At 68.0% G+C, this 21,137-nt stretch carries 16 protein-coding genes and 2 tRNA genes; 17 read left to right on the top strand and 1 reads right to left on the bottom strand.

Features of this window, described 5'->3' with window-relative positions:
• From dnaA to HUN07_RS00085, 17 genes are all read left to right on the top strand, one after another.
• Positions 1–1,590, top strand: a complete 1,590-nt coding sequence (dnaA, locus tag HUN07_RS00005; RefSeq protein ID WP_114720275.1) for a chromosomal replication initiator protein DnaA — start codon at positions 1–3, stop codon at positions 1,588–1,590.
• A gap of 570 nt (positions 1,591–2,160) precedes the next feature.
• On the top strand, positions 2,161–3,345 hold the full coding sequence (dnaN, locus tag HUN07_RS00010) for a DNA polymerase III subunit beta (RefSeq protein ID WP_114720277.1): 1,185 nt from the start codon (positions 2,161–2,163) through the stop codon (positions 3,343–3,345).
• A gap of 67 nt (positions 3,346–3,412) precedes the next feature.
• Positions 3,413–4,318, top strand: coding sequence for a phosphogluconate dehydrogenase (NAD(+)-dependent, decarboxylating) (gene gnd / locus HUN07_RS00015; RefSeq protein WP_174907163.1), 906 nt, complete (start codon positions 3,413–3,415; stop codon positions 4,316–4,318).
• The gene (gene recF, locus HUN07_RS00020) at positions 4,318–5,544 is read left to right on the top strand and encodes a DNA replication/repair protein RecF (RefSeq protein ID WP_174907165.1); all 1,227 of its coding nucleotides are present in this window, start codon (positions 4,318–4,320) and stop codon (positions 5,542–5,544) included. The genes gnd and recF overlap by 1 nt, the downstream gene beginning before the upstream one ends.
• Positions 5,541–6,104, top strand: coding sequence for a DUF721 family protein (locus HUN07_RS00025; RefSeq protein ID WP_114720281.1), 564 nt, complete (start codon positions 5,541–5,543; stop codon positions 6,102–6,104). The genes recF and HUN07_RS00025 overlap by 4 nt, the downstream gene beginning before the upstream one ends.
• 119 nt (positions 6,105–6,223) lie before the next feature.
• The gene (locus tag HUN07_RS00030; RefSeq protein WP_441346791.1) at positions 6,224–7,135 is read left to right on the top strand and encodes a metal-dependent hydrolase; all 912 of its coding nucleotides are present in this window, start codon (positions 6,224–6,226) and stop codon (positions 7,133–7,135) included.
• Positions 7,132–8,253 carry a PDR/VanB family oxidoreductase gene (locus HUN07_RS00035; RefSeq protein WP_174907166.1) on the top strand — a complete coding sequence of 374 codons (1,122 nt, stop codon included), beginning with the start codon at positions 7,132–7,134 and terminating at the stop codon, positions 8,251–8,253. Before HUN07_RS00030 ends, HUN07_RS00035 begins: the two co-directional genes overlap by 4 nt.
• Before the next feature lie 36 nt (positions 8,254–8,289).
• Positions 8,290–9,231 carry an alpha/beta fold hydrolase gene (locus HUN07_RS00040; RefSeq protein ID WP_174907168.1) on the top strand — a complete coding sequence of 314 codons (942 nt, stop codon included), beginning with the start codon at positions 8,290–8,292 and terminating at the stop codon, positions 9,229–9,231.
• A 242-nt stretch (positions 9,232–9,473) separates the two neighbouring features.
• Positions 9,474–11,507 carry a DNA topoisomerase (ATP-hydrolyzing) subunit B gene (gene gyrB / locus HUN07_RS00045; protein WP_114720287.1) on the top strand — a complete coding sequence of 678 codons (2,034 nt, stop codon included), beginning with the start codon at positions 9,474–9,476 and terminating at the stop codon, positions 11,505–11,507.
• 331 nt (positions 11,508–11,838) lie between these two features.
• On the top strand, positions 11,839–14,568 hold the full coding sequence (locus tag HUN07_RS00050) for a sensor histidine kinase (protein WP_174907169.1): 2,730 nt from the start codon (positions 11,839–11,841) through the stop codon (positions 14,566–14,568).
• A 14-nt stretch (positions 14,569–14,582) separates the two neighbouring features.
• Positions 14,583–15,005, top strand: coding sequence for a roadblock/LC7 domain-containing protein (locus HUN07_RS00055; RefSeq protein ID WP_174914266.1), 423 nt, complete (start codon positions 14,583–14,585; stop codon positions 15,003–15,005).
• 13 nt (positions 15,006–15,018) lie between these two features.
• Complete coding sequence (locus HUN07_RS00060; protein ID WP_114720293.1) at positions 15,019–15,393, top strand: DUF742 domain-containing protein; 375 nt, start codon at positions 15,019–15,021, stop codon at positions 15,391–15,393.
• A 16-nt stretch (positions 15,394–15,409) separates the two neighbouring features.
• The gene (locus tag HUN07_RS00065) at positions 15,410–15,961 is read left to right on the top strand and encodes a GTP-binding protein (protein WP_174907171.1); all 552 of its coding nucleotides are present in this window, start codon (positions 15,410–15,412) and stop codon (positions 15,959–15,961) included.
• 206 nt (positions 15,962–16,167) lie between these two features.
• Positions 16,168–18,681, top strand: a complete 2,514-nt coding sequence (gene gyrA, locus HUN07_RS00070; protein ID WP_174907173.1) for a DNA gyrase subunit A — start codon at positions 16,168–16,170, stop codon at positions 18,679–18,681.
• The gene (locus HUN07_RS00075) at positions 18,682–19,920 is read left to right on the top strand and encodes a DUF3566 domain-containing protein (protein ID WP_174907175.1); all 1,239 of its coding nucleotides are present in this window, start codon (positions 18,682–18,684) and stop codon (positions 19,918–19,920) included.
• A 75-nt stretch (positions 19,921–19,995) separates the two neighbouring features.
• A tRNA-Ile gene (locus HUN07_RS00080) sits at positions 19,996–20,069 on the top strand.
• Between the two features lie 166 nt (positions 20,070–20,235).
• Positions 20,236–20,308 (top strand) — tRNA-Ala (locus HUN07_RS00085).
• On the opposite strand, the gene HUN07_RS00090 is transcribed toward HUN07_RS00085, so the two are convergent.
• Positions 20,282–20,815, bottom strand: coding sequence for a tyrosine-type recombinase/integrase (locus HUN07_RS00090; RefSeq protein WP_174914268.1), 534 nt, complete (start codon positions 20,813–20,815; stop codon positions 20,282–20,284). The two genes, HUN07_RS00085 and HUN07_RS00090, sit on opposite strands and share 27 nt — an antisense overlap.
• Between the last annotated feature and the right edge of the window lie 322 nt (positions 20,816–21,137).

The following is a 21,137-nucleotide window of genomic DNA, read 5'->3' on the forward strand; positions in this document are numbered from 1 at the left end:
GTGAACGACGATCCGAACGCCTTGGCGAATGTCTGGCGCGACGTCGTTGCAGAACTGACCTCCGATGCCGGGGACGGCGCAGCACTCACCAAGGCACAGAAGGCGTGGCTCGCACTCGTCAAGCCGCTCACGTACGCACAGGGTTTCGCGTTGCTGTCGGTGCCGTCGCCGCTGGCGCAGGAGGCGATCGAACGCGATCTGCGGGAGCCGATCCTGCGGGCCCTCAACCTCCATCTGGGGCAGAAGGTCGAGGGGCTGGGTGTGCGCATCGCCGCACCGTCCGAGGACGCCGACACCCTCGGCGAGCCCCTGAGCAGCAACGACATCGACTCCGCGCCCCGCGCGAACGAGCGTGTCGGGTCCACCGATTTCGCCGACGCCGGGTCGGGCGCGCACCGCCGACGCCATCTCGCGATGGGCGCCGCCGACCCCGTCCCGACGGACCTCGCCGAGCACGAGGAGGTCGACGACGACCGCGAGGCGCTGGCCAGCGTCCACGAGTCCTGGCCGTCGTACTTCACCAAGCCGCCGACGAGCACTGCGACGGCGTCGTCGGGTGGCAACAGCCTCAACGCGAAGTACACGTTCGACACGTTCGTCATCGGCGCCTCCAACCGGTTCGCGCACGCCGCGGCCGTCGCGATCGCCGAGGCACCGGCCCGCGCCTACAACCCCCTGTTCATCTGGGGCGCGTCCGGCCTGGGCAAGACGCACCTGCTGCACGCCGCCGGCCACTATGCGCAGCGTCTGTTCCCCGGCATGCGGGTCAAGTACGTCTCCACCGAGGAGTTCACGAACGACTTCATCAACAGTCTTCGTGACGACCGCAAGGTCGCCTTCAAGCGGCGGTACCGCGAGACCGACATCCTGCTCGTCGACGACATCCAGTTCATCGAGGGCAAGGAAGGTATCCAGGAAGAGTTCTTCCACACCTTCAACACCCTGCACAACGCGAACAAGCAGATCGTGGTGTCCTCGGACCGCCCGCCCAAGCAGCTCGCGACGCTCGAGGAGCGGCTGCGGACCCGCTTCGAGTGGGGTCTGATCACCGACGTCCAGCCGCCCGAACTCGAGACGCGGATCGCGATCCTGTCGAAGAAGGCGCGGATGGACCGTCTGGATGTTCCGCACGACGTCCTCGAGTTGATCGCCAGCCGGATCGAACGCAACATCCGCGAACTCGAGGGGGCGCTCATCCGTGTGACGGCGTTCGCGTCGCTCAACCGGCAGGCGCTGGACCTCAAGCTCGCCGAGGTGGTGCTCCGGGACCTGATGCCCGATTCGGCGGCACTCGAGATCAACGCGGCGACGATCATGGCGGTGACCGCCGAGTACTTCAACACGTCGATCGATGACCTGTGCGGCCCCGGCAAGGCCCGACCGCTCGCGCAGGCCCGCCAGATCGCCATGTACCTGTGCCGCGAGCTCACCGACCTGTCGCTGCCCAAGATCGGCCAGACGTTCGGCAGGGACCACACCACGGTCATGTACGCGGACAAGAAGATCCGCAAGGAGATGACCGAGCGGCGCAAGGTCTACGACCAGGTGCAGGAGCTCACCGCTCGCATCAAGCAGCGCTCCAAGAGCTGACAAGAGCTGACAAGAACCGACACAGCCGGACCGTCTCGAGAACGGCACCGCCGCACGATCCACCGACATCCGCACGGATTCTCCCGTGCGGATGTCGTGCTTCCGGGGTGACTCGAGACACGAATCCGAAAGAATTCACACCTGTGGATAGGTGTGTGTATAAGGTGTAATCGTTGTGGACAACTGTGGGACAACTTCGAACTGTCTCGAGGTATCCACAACCGCGCCCGATTCATCCTCGAGTACGTCCTCGAGAAGTCCCCATGCCTCGAGTGCCGGGGACCAGCGACTTCGAGTGTCCATCCACAGATTCCACAGTGCCTATTACTGAGATTGAAGTCTTCTCGAGAGAAGTTCTTTGAAAACAGGCCCTGTGAACATCCGGGCGAACCCGACTGTTCACAGCCCGCCTCGAGGTGTCTCGAGGCGCCGGCGCCCGCTTTTCAACACGACCTCCGAACGCATACGGTGTCCTCTGGCCGCTGTGTCAGACTGCTAGCGCAGCCTCTGCAGCCTTCGTGCGCAGCTGCTGCAGATACGTCCGTGCCTACCGAGAGGAACACCCGAGCGATGGAGCTTGGAAGTATGAAGTTTCGCGTTGCTCGGGAGGACTTCGCCGACTCCGTCGCATGGGTCGCGCGCAGTCTGCCTTCGCGGCCGCCGGTGCCCGTCCTCGGTGGCGTGCTGCTCGGTGCGGACGAGCAGGGACTGACTGTCTCCGGTTTCGACTACGAGGTCTCGGCGCAGGTGCGCGTCTCGGCCGAGGTCACCACCACCGGTCAGGTCCTCGTGTCCGGCAAGCTCCTCGCCGACATCACCCGGGCCCTGCCCAACAAGCCCGTCGACGTCACCGTCGACGGCACCCGCGTGCTGATCACGTGCGGCAGCGCCAAGTTCTCGCTGCCCACCATGCCCGTCGAGGACTACCCGCAGCTGCCGACGCTGCCGCAGCAGACCGGTTCGGTGCCGGTGGATCTGTTCTCCGAGGCCATCAGCCAGGTCGCCGTCGCGGCCGGCAAGGACGACACCCTCCCGATGCTCACCGGCATCCGCGTCGAGATCGAGGGCACCAACGTCGTGCTCGCGGCCACCGACCGTTTCCGGTTGGCCGTCCGTCAGCTCGAGTGGATGCCCACCGCGGGCGAGACCTCCGCCGCGGTCCTGGTGCCCGCCAAGACGCTGTCCGAGTCCGCGAAGACGCTGGGCGGCAACACCCTCGCGCCCGTCGAGCTCGCGCTCGGTTCCGGGGCATCGGTCGGTTCGGAGGGCATGCTCGGCATCGTCGCCGACGGCCGCCGCACCACCACCCGCCTGCTCGACGCCGAGTTCCCCAAGTTCCGCCAGCTGCTGCCGGCCGAGCACACCGCGATGGCCACGGTCGAGGTGGCACCGCTGGTCGAGGCGATCAAGCGTGTCGCCCTGGTCGCCGAGCGCGGCGCGCAGGTGCGGCTCGAGTTCAACGCCGACGGTCTGCTGCTGTCCGCCGGTGGCGACGATGCCGGCCGCGCCGAGGAGTCGCTCGAGGCCGACTTCCAGGGTGAGCCGCTGATCATCGCGTTCAACCCCGGCTACCTCATCGACGGCCTCTCGTCGCTGCACTCGGAGCGCGTGCTGTTCGGCTTCACCACGCCCAGCCGCCCCGCAGTGCTGCGCCCGGCCGGCGAGGAAGCGCCCGAGCGCGGCGAGTCCGGTGCGTTCCCGGCGCCGGAGAGCGACTACACGTACCTGTTGATGCCGGTTCGACTGCCGGGCTGATCCCCGCGTCGCAGCCGACGCCCCGCGGGCCCCGCTCGAATCACCACTAGTGGAGGGACATCTCACGATGCAGCTCGGACTGGTCGGACTCGGCAAGATGGGCTTCAACATGCGCGCGCGTCTGCGTGACCGCGGGCACGACGTGGTCGGCTACGACCCGCGGCCCGAGGTCAGCGACGTCTCCTCGCTCGCCGAGTTGGCGTCGCGCCTGTCCGGCCCCCGCGTGGTGTGGGTGATGGTGCCTGCCGGCGAGATCACCCGCCGCACCGTGGCGGACCTGGCGACGGTACTCGAGTCCGGTGATCTGGTGATCGACGGCGGGAACTCCCGCCACACCGACGATCGGATGCACGCGGACTTGCTCGAGTCCCACGGCATCGGATACCTGGATTGTGGTGTCTCCGGCGGTATCTGGGGTCTCGACGAGGGCTACGGCCTCATGGTGGGCGGCTCGGACGCCGACGTGGCCCGGGCGATGCCGATCTTCGACGCGCTGCGTCCAGACGGCGACCGGGCCGGCGGATTCGTCCATGCGGGACCGGTCGGTGCCGGTCACTACGCCAAGATGGTCCACAACGGCGTCGAGTACGGGCTGATGCAGGCGTACGCCGAGGGCTACGAACTGCTCGAGGCCGAGGACCTGATCACCGACGTGCCCGGCGTGCTGCAGGCCTGGACGCACGGCACTGTCGTCCGGTCGTGGCTGCTCGACCTGCTGGTGAAGGCGCTCGCCGAGGACCCCGGTTTCGCCGAGATCTCCGGGTACACAGAGGATTCCGGCGAGGGGCGCTGGACGGTCCAGGAGGCACTGGACCACGCGGTCCCCGCGCCGGTGATCTCCGCCGCGCTGTTCGCACGGTTCGCGTCGCGTCAGACCGATTCCCCGGCCATGAAGGCCGTGTCGGCGCTGCGGAACCAGTTCGGCGGGCATGCCGTGCGGGCTGCGGATTCGGGAACGGCGACCCAAGGCTAGTGTTCGTCCGCAAGTTCTCCCTCCGCGATTTCCGGTCGTGGGACGCCGTGACCGTCGATCTCGAGCCCGGTGCCACCGTGTTCGTCGGCCGCAACGGGCACGGCAAGACCAACCTGCTCGAGGCGCTGGGGTATCTGTCGACGCTGTCGTCGCACCGGGTGTCGGCCGATGCCCCGCTGATCCGGGCGGGCGCCGCCCAGGCGTACGCGGGGGCGATCGTGGTCAACCACGGCCGTGAGCTGGGCATCGACATCGAGATCAACGACGGTAAGGCCAACCGGGCCCGGATCAACCAGTCTCCGGTCCGCCGACCGCGGGAGATCGTCGGGATCCTGCAGACGGTGTTGTTCGCGCCCGAGGACCTGTCCCTCGTCCGTGGCGATCCGGGTGACCGCCGGCGGTTCCTCGACGAACTGTTGACCTCGCGGATCCCGCGGATGGCCGCGGTGCGTGCCGACTACGACAAGGTACTGCGCCAACGGTCGGCCCTGCTCAAGACCGCGGGTGGTGCGTTGCGCCGCGGGTCCAGATCGACCGACGGTGCGAGCGCTCTTGCCACACTTGATGTCTGGGACGGGCATCTCGCGGTGCACGGCGCCCAACTGCTCGAGGCGCGGCTGCGTCTGGTGCACGACCTCGCCCCGCACCTGGTGACGGCGTACCGCTCGCTGGCCCCCGAGTCGCGGCCGGCGTCGGTGCGCTATCGCAGCAGTCTCGGTACCTCGCTTCCTCCCGAATTGTTGGATCCGACAAGGGAACCCGAACGTGAGGACGTGGAACTGCTCGAGGCGAGCTTTCTGCACGAGCTGTCGGTGATGCGGCAGCGGGAGATCGAACGCGGGGTGTGCCTGGTAGGCCCGCACCGCGACGGCCTCGAGCTGTATCTCGGCGACCAGCCCGCGAAAGGCTTTGCCAGCCATGGTGAATCGTGGTCGTTCGCGCTGTCGATGCGACTGGGCGCGTTCTTCCTGCTGCGCGACGACGGCAGCGACCCGGTCCTGATGCTCGACGACGTGTTCGCCGAGCTGGACCGCAAGCGCCGGACCGCGCTCGCGGGCGTGGCGGCCGAGGCAGAGCAGGTGCTCATCACCGCCGCGGTGGCCGAGGACGTGCCGGACGAGCTGTCCGCGACCCGCTTCGGGGTGCAGGCGCACGACACCGAGCGGGGCCGGATCTCGCAGATCACCGCGCTCGGCCGGATCACCACGACGGGAGGCGAACTATGACCGACGAGCAGCCCGAGACCCAGTCCGGTCCGCAGCCGGAGCTCAAGGGCATCGACCTGGCCCGGCGGGCGCTCGAGGAGGCGCGCGCCGCGGCCAAGGCCAACGGCAAGGCCGTCGGACAGGGGCGGTCGTCGCCGCGCGGCGGCGGCATCCGGGCGTTGCGGTCTCGCCGTCGGAAGAGCTGGTCGGGGGCCGGACCGGACGACCGCGATCCGCAGCCGTTCGGTGCGCTCGCCGGCGCCATCGCCAAGCAGCGCGGCTGGTCGCCGCGGGTATCCGAGGGCACCGTGATGGGCCGCTGGGTCGACGTCGTGGGCGCGGACATCGCGGCGCACGCCGAGCCGACCGGTCTGCGGGAGGGCGTTCTCAGCGTGTCGGCGGAGTCGACGGCGTGGGCGACGCAGCTGCGGATGATGCAGTCGCAGATCCTCGCGAAGATCGCGGCGGCCGTCGGGCACGGTGTCGTGAAGTCGCTGCGGATCACCGGTCCCACCGCTCCTAGCTGGAGAAAGGGCGATCGGCACATTTCCGGTCGGGGCCCGCGGGACACCTACGGCTGAGCCCTAGGTTTACCTATAACGCCGTGTTACAGTTACGCCACTTCGTCGAGTGAGTGAACTGGGTCACGATGCTGCCGTGGTGCGGCGGACGGGATCCGCGTCAGTACCTGGGAGTGGTCATGTCCGTAATGCACACCGCGCATACGCCGGCCACCGCGGAGCCGGAGCACATCCTTCTGCAGGCCCGCAACGTCGAGTTCGACTGGTCCGACCTGCCGATGCACTGGATTCCCGGTGATCCGTTCAGCACCCACGTGCTCAACGTCCTGCACCTGCTGCTGCCGGCGGGCGAGGAGTGGTTCGTCGAGACGTACAAGGAGGCCCTGCCCCTCATCGAGGACGACAGGCTCCGCGAGGACGTCGTCGGATTCATCGGCCAGGAGGCGATGCACGCGGGCGCTCACACCGGCGTGCTCGAGCACCTGCGGGCGAACGGCCTCGATCCGACGCCCTACACCGAACAGATGCACTGGGCGTTCCGGAAGCTGCTCGGCCCCAGGCCGCTCACCGGTCGCCGCGCCGAGAACCACCTCATCGAACGTCTCGCGATCATCGCGGCCGTCGAACACATCACCGCGTTCCTGGGGGACTGGGTGCTCAACGCCGACGGGCTCGACCGCGCCGGCATCCACCCGACGATGCTGGATCTGCTGCGCTGGCACGGCGCCGAGGAGGTGGAGCACCGCTCGGTCGCCTACGACGTGATGCGTTACTTCGACAAGCGCGAGTCGCGCCGGATCCGCACCCAGCTGATCGCGACACCGATGATCGTGTGGCTGTGGGTGCGCGGCACCCGCTTCCTGATGCGCAACGATCCCGAACTCGCGAACTGGGCACCGAGCCGTCGCCGTCCGCGGATGTCCGACTTCGTCGCCGCCGGCCGGCGTGGAACCCTGCCCACCGCAACGGAACTCGGCAAACGGATGTCGACCTACTTCCGTCGTGACTACCACCCGGGCAAGGAGGGCTCCACGGCCCAGGCCGTGGCCTACCTGGCGTCCTCCCCGGCGGCGCGGGCGGCCTCGCGGTGAAACTGCCCCGCGTGCGCGACCTGCTCACCGCTCACGAGGCCCTCACCCGACCGGCGCCGCCGGCCGACCTGCAGGGCCGTGACCGTCCCGACCGTGCCATGACGATCGTCGAGGCCGTCGCGGACAAGTACCTGCGCGTGCTCACTGCGTACGACTACGACCCGGCCGTGGCGGGTCACAACCCGGACACCGCGATGACGCTCGTCGTCACCGAGCGCACGATCGTCGCCGAGGACGAGAACGTCGCGGCCCTGACGTTCGCGGCCGTGGACGGCGGTGACGTGCCGACGTGGCAACCGGGCTGTCACCTCGACTTCCATCTGCCGTCGGGCCGGCGACGCCAGTACTCGCTGTGCGGAGACCCGGCCGATCGCCGGCACTATCGCATCGCGGTCCGCTCGATTCCCGACGGTGGGGGCGGGTCGACCGAGATGCACGGGCTGACCCCGGGCACCACCGTCACGGTGCGCGGTCCGCGTAACGGCTTCCCGTTCGTCCCCGAGGGCGCGGCCCTTTTCGTCGCCGGCGGTATCGGCATCACGCCGATCATCGCGATGGTGCGTGCCGCACGGGAGGCCGGAATGGACTGGCAGTTCGTCTATTCCGGGCGTTCACGCGAGTCCATGCCGTTCCTCGAGGAGATCGCGTCGTGGGAGGCGGATCGGGTGTTCGTCCGCCCCGACGACGAGTTCGGCCTGCCCACCACGACCGACCTGCTGGGCCGCGCACCGGCGGGGGGAGCGGTGTACTGCTGCGGTCCCACCCCGATGCTCGACGCCGTCCGCGGCGGCTTCGCCACCTCGGGTGCCAAGGCGCTGCACTTCGAACGGTTCGGCGCGCCACCGGTTCTCGACGGCCAGCCGTTCGAGGTGCAGTTGGTGAGCACCGGGGAGGTGCTGAACGTGCCGGCCGACGAATCGGCGCTCGAGGTGATCCGGGAACGACTGCCCGGTGTCGGCTACTCGTGCCGGCAGGGCTTCTGCGGCACGTGCCGGGTGCGGGTGCTGTCGGGGACACCGGACCACCGCGAATCGCGTCTGACACCCGAGGAACAGCAGGACCAGATGCTGATCTGTGTCTCCCGCGCCGACGGCGGACGCCTCATCCTCGATCTCTGATCCGTGAGCCGAAAGGCTTGACCGAGAGGAACTTCCATGAGCACGCCGCACTCCGTCGACCCGGGCTCGGTGCCACCCCCGCTCGTCACCAACGGCGCCGTCCGGCTCGCGGTCTTCGAGCAGGGCAACCCGGACGGCGAGACCCTCGTGCTGGTGCACGGCTGGCCCGACACCCACGAGCTGTGGCAGCACGTGATCCCGCATCTGGCGGACCGGTTCCGGATCGTCAGCTACGACACCCGCGGCGCCGGGGCCAGCTCCGCGCCGACCGCGGTGTCGGCGTACGCGCTGCAGGAGCTGGCGAAGGACCTGTTCGCGGTGATCGACGCTGTCAGCCCCGACGCGCCGGTGCACGTACTCGCGCACGACTGGGGCGCGGTGGAGTCGTGGGAGGCGGTGTGCGAGCCGGGGGCGGAGCGGCGGATCGCGTCGTACACGTCCATCTCGGGACCGAACCTCGACCACCTGGGTGCGTGGATGCGGCGCTCGCTGGCGCAGGGCCGGGTGGCCGGACCGCTCGCACAGGCCGCGGCGTCGGCGTACACGGTGCTGTTCCAGATCCCGGGGGTCGGCACGCTGCCGTTCCGGCTGGGGCTGTGGCGGATCTGGCCCACGTTCCTGCGGTTCTTCGATCGGATGGACCCGTCGCTGGTCCGGCCGTCGCCGACGCTGCGCTCGGACATGGTGACCGGGCTCAAGCGGTATCGAGCCAACATCCGGCCGCGGCTGCGTCACCCGCGGGAGCGGCGCACCGACGTCCCGGTGCAGCTGATCCTGAACCGGCGGGACCTGGCCGTGCGTCCGGTGGGTTACGAGGACACCGGGCGGTGGGTCTCGGACCTGCGGCGACGTGAGTTGCCGGCCGGGCACTGGTCGCCCGTTTCCCACGGGCGCGATGTGGCCCGACTGACCGCCGAGTTCGTCGATGATCTTCGCGGGGACACCGCAACCGACAGCCTCGGGGCCGGTTCCGCCTAGGGTTTCACCCGCCGGGGGCCGAGAAAAGTCGTCTGCGGGGCAGCTGGGGGTGTGTTAGGCGCCCTGTATGTCTGCACGTACACGTAAGATGGTCGGGTAACTAGCGGCGAATCTCGACACACCGCTCGCGGTGCTTCGTTGTGCGTGGCCGACAGAGACCTCAGGGAACTTACGGCCACCGTGTCTCGAAGCGCAGTGTAGAGCCGTGTCGGCACACTACGGAGAAGGAGAGCTACCCACCCGTGGCTGCCCAGAAGTCAGACAAGAGCAACACCTACGGCGCTTCCTCCATCACCGTCCTCGAAGGACTGGAAGCCGTCCGCAAGCGTCCCGGCATGTACATCGGTTCCACCGGTGAACGCGGCCTGCACCACCTGATCTGGGAGGTCGTCGACAACTCGGTCGACGAGGCGATGGCCGGCTACGCGAGCAAGGTCGAGGTGACCCTGCTCGAGGACGGCGGCATCCAGGTCGTCGACGACGGCCGCGGTATCCCCGTCGCGATGCACGCCTCCGGTGCTCCCACCGTCGAGGTCGTCATGACCCAGCTGCACGCGGGCGGCAAGTTCGACTCCGACGCCTACGCGGTGTCCGGTGGCCTGCACGGCGTCGGCATCTCGGTCGTGAACGCGCTCTCGACCAAGGTCGAGGTCGACATCAACGTCGACGGTTACCACTGGTCGCAGACGTACGACCACGCCAAGCCCGGTCCGCTGGTGCAGGGCGAGCCGACGAACGAGACCGGCACCACCGTCCGGTTCTGGGCGGATCCCGAGATCTTCGAGACCACCACCTACAACTTCGAGACGGTCGCGCGCCGCCTGCAGGAGATGGCCTTCCTCAACAAGGGCCTCACCATCACCCTCACCGACGAGCGCGTCGCCGAGGAGGAGATCACCGACGACGTCGTCAGCGTCACCGCCGAGGCCCCCAAGACCGCCTCCGAGACCGAGGAGGCGGCGGCCGCGCCGACGCCCAAGGTCAAGTCCCGCGTCTACCACTACCCGGGCGGCCTCGAGGACTACGTGCGGTTCATCAACCGCACCAAGCAGCCGATCCACAACTCGGTCGTCGGATTCACGGCGAAGGGCACCGGACACGAGCTCGAGATCGCGATGCAGTGGAACTCCGGCTACTCGGAGTCGGTGCACACGTTCGCGAACACCATCAACACCCACGAGGGCGGCACCCACGAGGAGGGCTTCCGTGCGGCGCTCACCTCGGTCGTGAAGAAGTACGCGAAGGACAAGAAGCTCGTCAAGGACAAGGATCCGGAGCTCACCGGTGACGACATCCGCGAGGGTCTCGCCGCGATCATCTCGGTGAAGGTCGCCGAGCCGCAGTTCGAGGGCCAGACCAAGACCAAGCTCGGCAACACCGAGGTCAAGTCGTTCGTGCAGAAGGCCTGCAACGAGAACATCGCGCACTGGTTCGAGTCCAATCCCGCGGACGCCAAGACCATCGTCACCAAGGCGGTGTCGTCGGCGCAGGCCCGGACCGCGGCCCGCAAGGCGCGTGAGCTGGTCCGCCGCAAGAGCGCCACCGACATCGGCGGCCTGCCCGGCAAGCTCGCCGACTGCCGCTCCAACGATCCGAGCAAGTGCGAGATCTACATCGTGGAGGGCGACTCCGCAGGCGGCTCGGCCAAGTCCGGCCGTGACTCGATGTACCAGGCGATCCTGCCGCTGCGCGGCAAGATCATCAACGTCGAGAAGGCCCGCATCGACCGCGTCCTCAAGAACGCCGAGGTCCAGTCGATCATCACCGCGTTCGGCACCGGCATCCACGACGAGTTCGACATCGCCAAGCTGCGGTATCACAAGATCGTGCTGATGGCCGACGCCGACGTCGACGGCCAGCACATCGCGACGCTGCTGCTGACGCTGCTGTTCCGGTTCATGCGTCCGCTCGTCGAGCAGGGCCACGTGTACCTGGCGCAGCCGCCGCTGTACAAGCTCAAGTGGCAGAAGGGTTCCGCGCCGGAGTTCGCGTACTCCGACCGCGAGCGCGACGGCCTGCTCGAGGCCGGTCTGGCGTCGGGCAAGAAGATCAACAAGGACGACGGCATCCAGCGCTACAAGGGCCTGGGCGAGATGAACGCCAAGGAGCTGTGGGAGACCACGATGGATCCGAGCGTCCGGGTGCTGCGTCAGGTCACCCTCGACGACGCTGCGGCCGCCGACGAGCTGTTCAGCGTGCTGATGGGCGAGGACGTGGAGGCGCGTCGTAGCTTCATCACCCGCAACGCCAAGGATGTCCGTTTCCTCGACGTCTGAGTGACCACCCTACCGAGCCGGGCGTTTTGTGATGTCTATCACTTTAGCGCCCGGCTCGGCGCTATCCGGTGAAGGTAGTAGGGCACGCCGGTATCACTGTGCCTGTTCGGTCGGGGTCGACCGAACAGCGCGGGGGTCGGTCGTCCACATGAATCACGACACGATATCGACTCGGGAACGATAAGGCTCTGCCTGGCGTCCCGGAGCATTTAGACTCCGGAACCGCCCAGGGCTGTCCTCGACTCCCTCCGGCGAAACTTGTTCTGTGGTCCGGGGGAGGGCACGAGCGCGGCATCTTGTGCTGGACCTGGGTGGAAAGTGAGCTTGGACGATGAAGACCCAATCGCCGCCTGTCAGCAGGCTGGGGAGGCTGTGGAACCTCGAGGGCTGGGGTCTGCGCTGGAAGGTCACCGCGGTGGTGGCACTCCCGATCACCGTGGCAATGGTGCTGGGCGGTCTGCAGGTGAAGGACGAGTTCAGTCGTGCAGTGAGATACAGCAACACTGCGGACCGGGTCGCGGGTGTTCCCGACATCGTCACGCTCAGCAACGAATTCGGCCTGCTCTCCGCCGGCTACGCGGCCGGTACGTTCAAGAAATCGGACCTCGGGGACTTCAACGAATCGGTCGTCGCGGCTCACGCCGCCGCTGACAATCCCGCGATGCCCGCCGACCTGGCCGATCTGGTGCGGTCCTCACTGGTCGTGGTCGAGAGCCTCGTGGCCGACATCGAGTCCGGCACCGTGGCCCGCCCGAACCTGCCGGCCGAGACCGCGAAGGTCCGCGAAGACCTGATGCGCGTCGTCGACGAGATCGTCGGACCCATCGACGACCCCACCGTCATCGTTGCCTTCCGTCACCTGCACGACCTGGCTGGTGCGCAGCAGGCCCTCACGGACCAGGTCGCCGGCATGATGACCCACCTGATGGACACCTCCAAGCCGCCGAGCGCGATGGTCGCCGCGGGCGGTGCGGAGCTCGCGCTGATCGACGCCATGATGCGCGCGTACCCGGACTCGGTGCCGGTGCTCGAGAAGGCGCGGGATTCAGGGAGGGCTCGTCTCGACCTGATCATCAACTCTCCGGCCAGCCAGATCCAGTTCCAGATGCGTGATCTGTTGTACGCGAGCGTCGACAACTACACCGGCCTCGTCGCGAAGACATCCAACACCATCGCTGACACGGTGGCCGCACGCGCCGACGAGACTTCCGCCGCAGCGTTGCGCGCCGCGGTCGTGGTGCTTCTGACGCTCCTCGCGACGATCGTGCTGGGTGTGCTGGTCGCCCGGTCGCTGATCCGCCCGATCCGCCGACTCCGGCGCGGAACGCTCGAGGTGGCCAACGTGGACCTGCCCGAGGCGATCGAACGGATCAAGGTCGGCGACGGCTCCGCGGTCACCGACTTCGAACCGATCCCGGTGCACACCACCGAGGAGATCGGCCAGCTCGCGCGCGCCGTCGACGACATGCACGGTCAGGCACTCCGGCTCGCCGGCGAGCAGGCGCACCTCCGGCTGCAGATCGGCGACATGTTCGAGACCCTGGCCCGGCGCAGCAAGTCGCTGGTCGACCAGCAGTTGGGCCTGATCGAGAACCTCGAATTCGAGGAGAAGGACCCCAAGCGGCTCGAGAGTCTGTTCCGGCTCGACCATCTCGCGGCCCGCATGCGCCGCAACGGCGACAACCTGCTGATCCTGTCCGGTAACCGGGTCCGACGCGCCCAGTCCGCCCCCGTGCAGATCGGCGACACGGTGCGCGCCGCGATGTCCGAGGTCGAGAACTATCAGCGGGTGCAGCTCGGGTCCACTCCGAACGGCGCATTGAGCGGTGCGGTCGCGGCCGACGTCGCGCATCTGCTCGCCGAACTGCTCGACAATGCGCTGCGCGCCTCCCCGCCGGACAGCAAGGTGTGGATCACGTTCGCGCGTGCCGTCGACGGCGGGGTGCTCCTCGAGATCGAGGACAGTGGAATCGGTATTCCCGCAGAACAACTGGACGAGATCAACGAGCGTCTCGCATCGGGTGGCGCGGTCGGTCCGGAGACGGCCCGGCACATGGGCCTGTTCGTGGTCAGCCGCCTCGCGGCCCGCCACCGGCTCACGGTCCGCCTGCGGCGGACATACGAGTCCGCGTCCGATCAGGGCGTCACCGTGAGCGTGCACATTCCCGACACCCTGCTGGTCTCGCAGCTCGAGATGCCACAGACCGGTCCGGTCCCGCGCGTGGGCACCGCCGGGCTGCCGCAGGTGACCATCGTCCACTCCGGCGAGATGCCGCAACTGGTCGCCGAACCCGCCCGGCAGGAGCCGGTGCCCGCGGCGAACCCGGCGAGCGCCCTGCCGCGGCGCACTCCCGGTGCGACGGAGCTGCCGCGGCGCACTCCCGGCGCGACGGAACTGCCGCGGCGCACTCCCGGCGCCGCCGTTCCCGCGCCACTGCCGGTGGATCCCGCTCCCGTGCACCACGCGCCCGAGGAACAGTATTCGCCTCCGCCGACGCCTCCGCCCGCACAGGCGCCCGCGCCGCTGCCGCCCGTGTCCGAGCCCGCCGCACCGGCTTTCGGCAGTACCGACTCCACCGAGTCCCCGGGCGCCCAGTCGGTCGACATCACGCCGCCCGCAAGGCGTCACCGTTACCTGAGCAACGCTGCCAAGACCGCGTCGTTCTTCCAGCCGCGTCCGAATGTGGCTCCGTCCCAGGACGTTACGACCACCGGAACGCCGATCTTCTCCGGCATGGTCACGGACTGGCTCACGGATCCGACCGAGTCGGAGAATCTCGGCAAGTTCGAATGGACGTCGGCCGCCGACCAGGGTTGGACCGCCGCACACCGGGCCAGTGAGGCCCCGGTCGAGGCCAGGACCGAATCGGGTCTGCCGCAGCGTAAGCCGGGACATCGGCTGGTGCCGGGTGGGGTCGACGCCGGCGACCGGGGCGCGAACCGGTCGCGGCTGCGTGACCCGGAAGCCGTCCGTGAGAACCTGAGCCGCCACCAAAAGGGAACTCGCGAGGGCCGCGCAGTGAGCTCGGCCGACCGCGCCAGTATCGGAGGAGACAGATGAGTATCGATCAGGGAATGGTGTCGAACGGGGATCAGGGCTCCGGCGGCGCCCGCCCGCTCGACTGGTTGGTCTCGAATTTCGCCAGGGAGATCCCGGGCGTCTCGCACGCCGTGCTGGTGTCCGCGGACGGCCTGCTCATGGCGGGCAGTGAGCATCTGCCGCTCGATCGTGCGGAGCAGCTCGCGGCGGTCACCTCCGGGCTCGCCAGCCTGTCCGCGGGGGTGTCGAACCTCTTCGACGGTGGCGGAGTCCTGCAGTCGGTCGTCGAGATGCAGCGCGGCTACCTGTTGCTGATGAGCGTCGGCGACGGATCGCACCTGGCCGCGCTGACCTCCTCGTCGTGCGACATCGGGCAGGTCGGCTACGAGATGGCACTGCTGGTCGAGCGGGTCGGCAGCTCCGTGCAGGCCACGCCGCGATCGATGTTCGGATCCTGACCGGACCGTGGCCATGAACGACGAGTACGACGAGGTGAGCGAGCGCGGGCCGAGCCTGGTGCGCCCGTACTCGCTCACTTCCGGCCGGACGAAACCGGCGGTGGAACTGGCGCTGGAGGCTCTGATCCAGGCGCTTCCGCCCCGGGATTATCAGACCCCGGACCTGGGAGACATCGAGGCGACGATCATTGCGCTGTGCGCGCAGTCGCCGTCGGTGGCCGAGATCGCCGCCCGAGTGGGTGTGCCGATCGGTGTGGCACGGGTGCTCGTCGCCGATCTCGTCGAGTCCGGTCACCTGCGGATCCTGGCAACTCTCCAAGACGACGCGAGCGACACCGAACGTCGCGAACTTATCGAAAGGGTCCTCGGTGGACTACGGAACATCTAGCTCTGAGCGCAACCGGGTGACCTCGACCAAGATCGTCATTGCGGGCGGCTTCGGTGTCGGCAAGACCACTCTCGTCGGCGCGGTGTCGGAGATCGTCCCGCTGCGGACGGAGGCGCTGGTCACCAACGCCTCCGACGGTGTGGACAATCTCACGGCCACCCCACAGAAGTCGACCACCACCGTGGCGATGGACTTCGGGCGCATCAGCCTCGCACCGGACCTGATCCTGTATCTGTTCGGAACGCCGGGACAGCAGCGGTTCTGGTTCATGTGGGACGACCTGATCCGCGGTGCGATCGGTGCGATCGTGTTGATCGACACCCGCAGACTGGACGAGTCGTTCGCCGCGGTCGACTATTTCGAGGCCCGCAACCTGCCGTTCGTGGTCGCGGTCAACGAGTTCGACGACGCGCCGCGGTACCCACTCGAGGAGATTCGTCAGGCACTCGCGGTGTCGGCGCAGGTGCCGATCCTGTCCATCGACGCCCGCAACCGGGAGTCGGCGAAGGCCGCATTGGTCGCGATCACCGAGTACGCGCTCACCCGGCTCGGTCAGACGGTCGGGTAGAACCCCGCCGGCACCAGCTTCGCCGGCGCATCCGACTCGACGCGTAGGCCGGGCAATCAGCGAGTGCTGCCAGGTCTGGCTGACCTGCACCTATAGACTTGACGGGTTGCGCGTGCCTGGCATCGGAGCCATCGAGCTTCAACGCTTCGCACGCCCAGGGTCCACAGGCTCTACCAGGACCGTTTTGCTGAGAAGAAGAGGAGCCGATGACTGACACCACGTTGCCGCCGGAGGAATCGGGGCACGACCGCATCGAGCCGGTGGACATCCAGCAGGAGATGCAGTCCAGCTACATCGACTACGCGATGAGCGTGATCGTGGGCCGCGCGCTGCCCGACGTGCGCGACGGCCTCAAGCCCGTGCACCGCCGCGTCCTGTACGCGATGTACGACAACGGCTACCGCCCGGACCGCGGCTACGTGAAGTCCGCGCGCCCGGTCGCCGACACGATGGGTAACTACCATCCGCACGGCGACAGCTCCATCTACGACACCCTCGTGCGCATGGCGCAGCCGTGGTCGCTGCGCTACCCGCTGGTCGACGGCCAGGGCAACTTCGGTTCCCGCGGCAACGACGGCGCGGCCGCGATGCGTTACACCGAGTGCCGTCTCACGCCGCTCGCCATGGAGATGGTGCGCGAGATCGACCACGACACAGTCGATTTCGTCCCGAACTACGACGGCAAGACGCAGGAGCCGACGGTTCTGCCGAGCCGTATCCCGAACCTGCTGATCAACGGTTCCGGCGGTATCGCCGTCGGTATGGCCACCAACATCCCGCCGCACAACCTGCGCGAGGTCGCCGAGGCCATCTACTGGGCGCTCGACAACCACGAGGCCGACGAGGAAGCCACCCTCGAGGCCGTCATGGAGCGGGTCAAGGGCCCCGACTTCCCGACCTCGGGCCTGATCGTCGGCGGCCAGGGCATCCAGGACGCCTACCGCACCGGCCGCGGCTCGATCCGCATGCGCGGTGTCGTCGAGATCGAGGAATCGGATCGCGGTGCCACCCAGATCGTCATCACCGAGCTGCCCTACCAGGTCAACCCGGACAACCTGATCACCTCGGTCGCCGAGCAGGTGCGCGACGGCAAGATCGCCGGCATCTCCAAGATCGAGGACCAGTCCTCGGACCGTGTCGGCATGCGCATCGTCGTCGTCATCAAGCGTGACGCCGTCGCCAAGGTGGTGCTGAACAACCTCTACAAGCACTCGCAGCTGCAGACCAGTTTCGGCTGCAACATGCTGTCCATCGTCGACGGGGTGCCGCGCACCCTGCGCCTGGACCAGATGATCCGGCTGTACACCACGCACCAGCTCGAGGTCATCGTCCGGCGCACGCGCTACCTGCTGCGCAAGGCCGAGGAGCGGGCCCACATCCTGCGCGGTCTGGTCAAGGCACTGGACGCGCTCGACGAGGTCATCGCGCTCATCCGCGCGTCGCAGACCGTCGACATCGCCCGCGCCGGCCTGATCAACCTGCTCGACGTCGACGACATCCAGGCCGACGCGATCCTCGCGATGCAGCTGCGTCGCCTGGCCGCTCTCGAGCGTCAGAAGATCATCGACGAGTTGGCCGAGATCGAGCTCGAAATCGCCGACTACAAGGACATTCTCGCGAAGCCGGAGCGGCAGCGCGCGATCGTGCGGGACGAGCTTGCGGAGATCGTGGACAAGTACGGCGACGACCGTCGCACCCGCATCATCGCGGCCGACGGCGACGTCACCGACGAGGACCTCATCGCGCGCGAGGACGTCGTCGTCACGATCACCGAGACCGGCTACGCCAAGCGCACCCGGACCGACCTGTACCGCTCGCAGAAGCGCGGCGGCAAGGGCGTGCAGGGTGCCGGGCTCAAGCAGGACGACCTGGTCAAGCACTTCTTCGTCAGCTCGACGCACGACTGGATCCTGTTCTTCACCACCAAGGGGCGCGTGTACCGCGCCAAGGCGTACGAGCTGCCCGAAGCCAGCCGCACCGCCCGCGGCCAGCACGTCGCGAACCTGCTGGCGTTCCAGCCGGACGAGCGGATCGCGCAGATCATCCAGATCAAGACCTACGAGGACGCGCCGTACCTGGTGCTCGCGACCCGCAACGGCCTGGTCAAGAAGTCCAAGCTCACCGACTTCGACTCCAACCGCAGCGGCGGCATCGTCGCCGTCAACCTGCGCGGCGAGGACGAACTGGTGGGCGCGGTGCTGTGCTCGTCCGACGAGGACCTGCTGCTGGTCTCGGCCAAGGGACAGTCGATCCGGTTCGCCGCGACCGACGAGGCGCTGCGCCCGATGGGCCGCGCGACGTCCGGTGTGCAGGGCATGCGGTTCAACCAGGACGACGAACTGCTCTCGCTCAACGTGGTCCGTGAGGGCACGTACCTGCTGGTCGCCACCTCCGGTGGCTACGCCAAGCGCACGCCCATCGAGGACTACGTCGCTCAGGGTCGTGGCGGAAAGGGCGTTCTCACCATCCAGTACGACCCGAAACGTGGCACCCTTGTCGGTGCGGTCATCGTCGACGACGACGACGAGCTGTACGCGATCACCTCAGGCGGCGGTGTCATCCGCACCGCAGCCAAGCAGGTGCGTAAGGCCGGCCGTCAGACGAAGGGCGTGCGGTTGATGAACCTCGGGGAGGGTGACACCCTGCTCGCGATCGCGCGTAACGCCGACGAGCCCGAGGAAGCTGCTGCGGGTTCGTCCGATGGAGCGAAGGAGTCGTAGTTGAGCACTCCCCAACAGCCCGGCGACGGCAAGAAGGACGGTAAGCCGGACGAAACGCCCGGTAAGCCGGCCTCCGGCTCGGCCGACGCGAATCCTGCTGCGGGGTCGGCCGAGTCGGCCGACCCCGCGCAGGGCAGCGCTCCCGCGCAGGGTCCGGGTCCGCAGAAGCCTCCGGTCCAGAGGCCGGCGGAGCAGAAGGCACCTGAGCAGAAGCCCGCGGAGCAGAAGGCACCTGTGCAGAAGCCGGCGGAGCAGAAGGCGCCCGAGCAGAAGCGGCCGGGACAGACGCCGCCGTGGCAGCGGGGACAGCAGCAACAGCAGCGTGTGCCGCAGACCAACCTGAGCCGCCCGGGTGGACCCGTCACGGGTCAGGGTGCGCCGGGTCAGGGTGCGCCGGGTCAGGCCGGGGGGCCCAAGCCTCCCGTCGGCCCGGCCAAGCCGAGCACCAACGGCAAGGCGGCCCCGTCTGCCCCGGCCAAGTCCACCCGGCCTGTCGTGACGGGCACGGCCGCTCCCAAGCCGCCGGCTCAGCCCCAGGCTCAGCCGCCGGCCGGGCCCAGCAGGCCCGCCCGGCCCGTCGTGACCGGTACGGCGGCCCCGAAGCCACCCACGTCCTCTCCTGCGGCCCCTGGCGGGCCGCAAGGGGGTGCGGGCGGCCCGGAGGCGGGACAGACCGCGAAGGCGGCGGCGAAGGCCGCGGCCAAGTCGAAGGCGGCGGTCATCGACGGGCCCACCCGCAGCATCGCCCGCACCGATCTGGCAAAGGACATGCCGGACCTGTCGGCGGTGAAGCATCCGGTGCCCGCCGGTGCCCCGGCTGCAGCCGGCTCGGCCCGCAAGGCGGCCGCTGCCGCGCTCACCGTGTCGACCCCGGCCGAGGGTGAGGGACTACGGGCGACGGTCCAGGTGCGCCGCGTCGACCCGTGGTCGATGCTCAAGGTGTCGCTGGTGATCTCGGTGGCGCTGTTCTTCGTGTGGATGGTCGCCGTGGGCCTGCTGTACGTCGTTCTCGACGGCATGGGCGTGTGGGACAGGCTCAACAGTGCCTTCACCGAGATCGTGACCGACACCGGCAGCGGTGGACTGGTGACGTCCGGTCAGGTGTTCGGTTACTCGGCCCTGATCGGGCTGATCAATGTGGTGCTTATCACAGCGATCGCGACGATCGGTTCGTTCATCTACAACCTGTGTTCCGACCTGGTCGGCGGCGTGCAGGTCACTTTGGCAGACCCCGACTGACCAGGCAAAAGAGTGCCCCGCCGGAGCCGTTTTGGTATCCGACGCTTCGGTGGGGTAATCTTCTGCCCGGTTCAAGGGCCTATAGCTCAGGCGGTTAGAGCGCTTCGCTGATAACGAAGAGGTCGGAGGTTCAAGTCCTCCTAGGCCCACTCCACGTGCCAACGAAGGGGTTACCAACGTGAAGGTCATCCTGATTACGGGAGCCGGATTGCTGGTGGCTCTCGGGCTCGCCAAGTTGCTGTCCAAGCGACGCGGTGAAGATGTCTGGCACGAGGTCACAAGTCGCTGAATTCGGTTTCCGGAACCAGTGCAGACGGGGCCTTAGCTCAGTTGGTAGAGCGCTGCCTTTGCAAGGCAGATGTCAGGAGTTCGAATCTCCTAGGCTCCACAGGTTAGTACGCAGATCAGAGCCACTTTCTCGGGAATGAGAAGGTGGCTCTTTCTCGTTGCTGGGCACATTTTGGGCACACTCGGCGCTCGAGTCTGATGATTCCGAGCCAGGTCTAGCGAGGTTGTGCAGCCGCTTCGCGATCATCCCGAGGTCGTCAAACAGGTGCCCGTAGCGGTCCAACGTCAGCGCAGCCGACGAGTGCCCGAGCATCCGCTGCAACGTCTTGATGTTCGCGCCGGCCGTGATCACCAGCGACGCCGCCGTATGCCGCAGCTCGTGCGGTGTCAGGCCCTCCGGGACCGCCGTCGCCTTCACCGCCTTGTCCCACCACCTCCGGCGCACGTTCCCGGCCCGCAGATAGCCGCCACGGCTGTCGGGGAACACCAGGGCATCGGGGGAGCAGCTTTCTACGCGCTCGCGCAGCAGATCGACGACGAACCCCGGCACTGGCACATCCCGCGCCTGGTTCGACTTCGTGCTGATCGGCTGCCTTCGCCGACAGATCGACCTGGTGAACCCAAGCCTGTGTGGGGCCCTTCATTGTTCCAACTGTTCGATCTTCCACAGGTGGACCAGCCGCCGGACTCCAGGGTGACGGCATTGCCTGAAGATGTCGAGGGGCGGTAGCCCGTGACTGTCCGCCGGAGTCGCGCCCTCTCTCCGCTGGGCCTTCCCCGCAGAAGAGGTCCGACCTGATCGGCTTTCAAACACGGGCAGGTCCGGCCCAGTTCTGCGCCGATCGCCGCAAAGGGTACGCACTGGTGCGTACCCCTGAAACTTCTTGCGAGTGACACGATGTCCCTTGCGAGCTCACTCGACGGGAGCG

Origin of the sequence: Rhodococcus sp. W8901, from assembly GCF_013348805.1 — a bacterium.
Lineage (GTDB): Bacteria > Actinomycetota > Actinomycetes > Mycobacteriales > Mycobacteriaceae > Prescottella.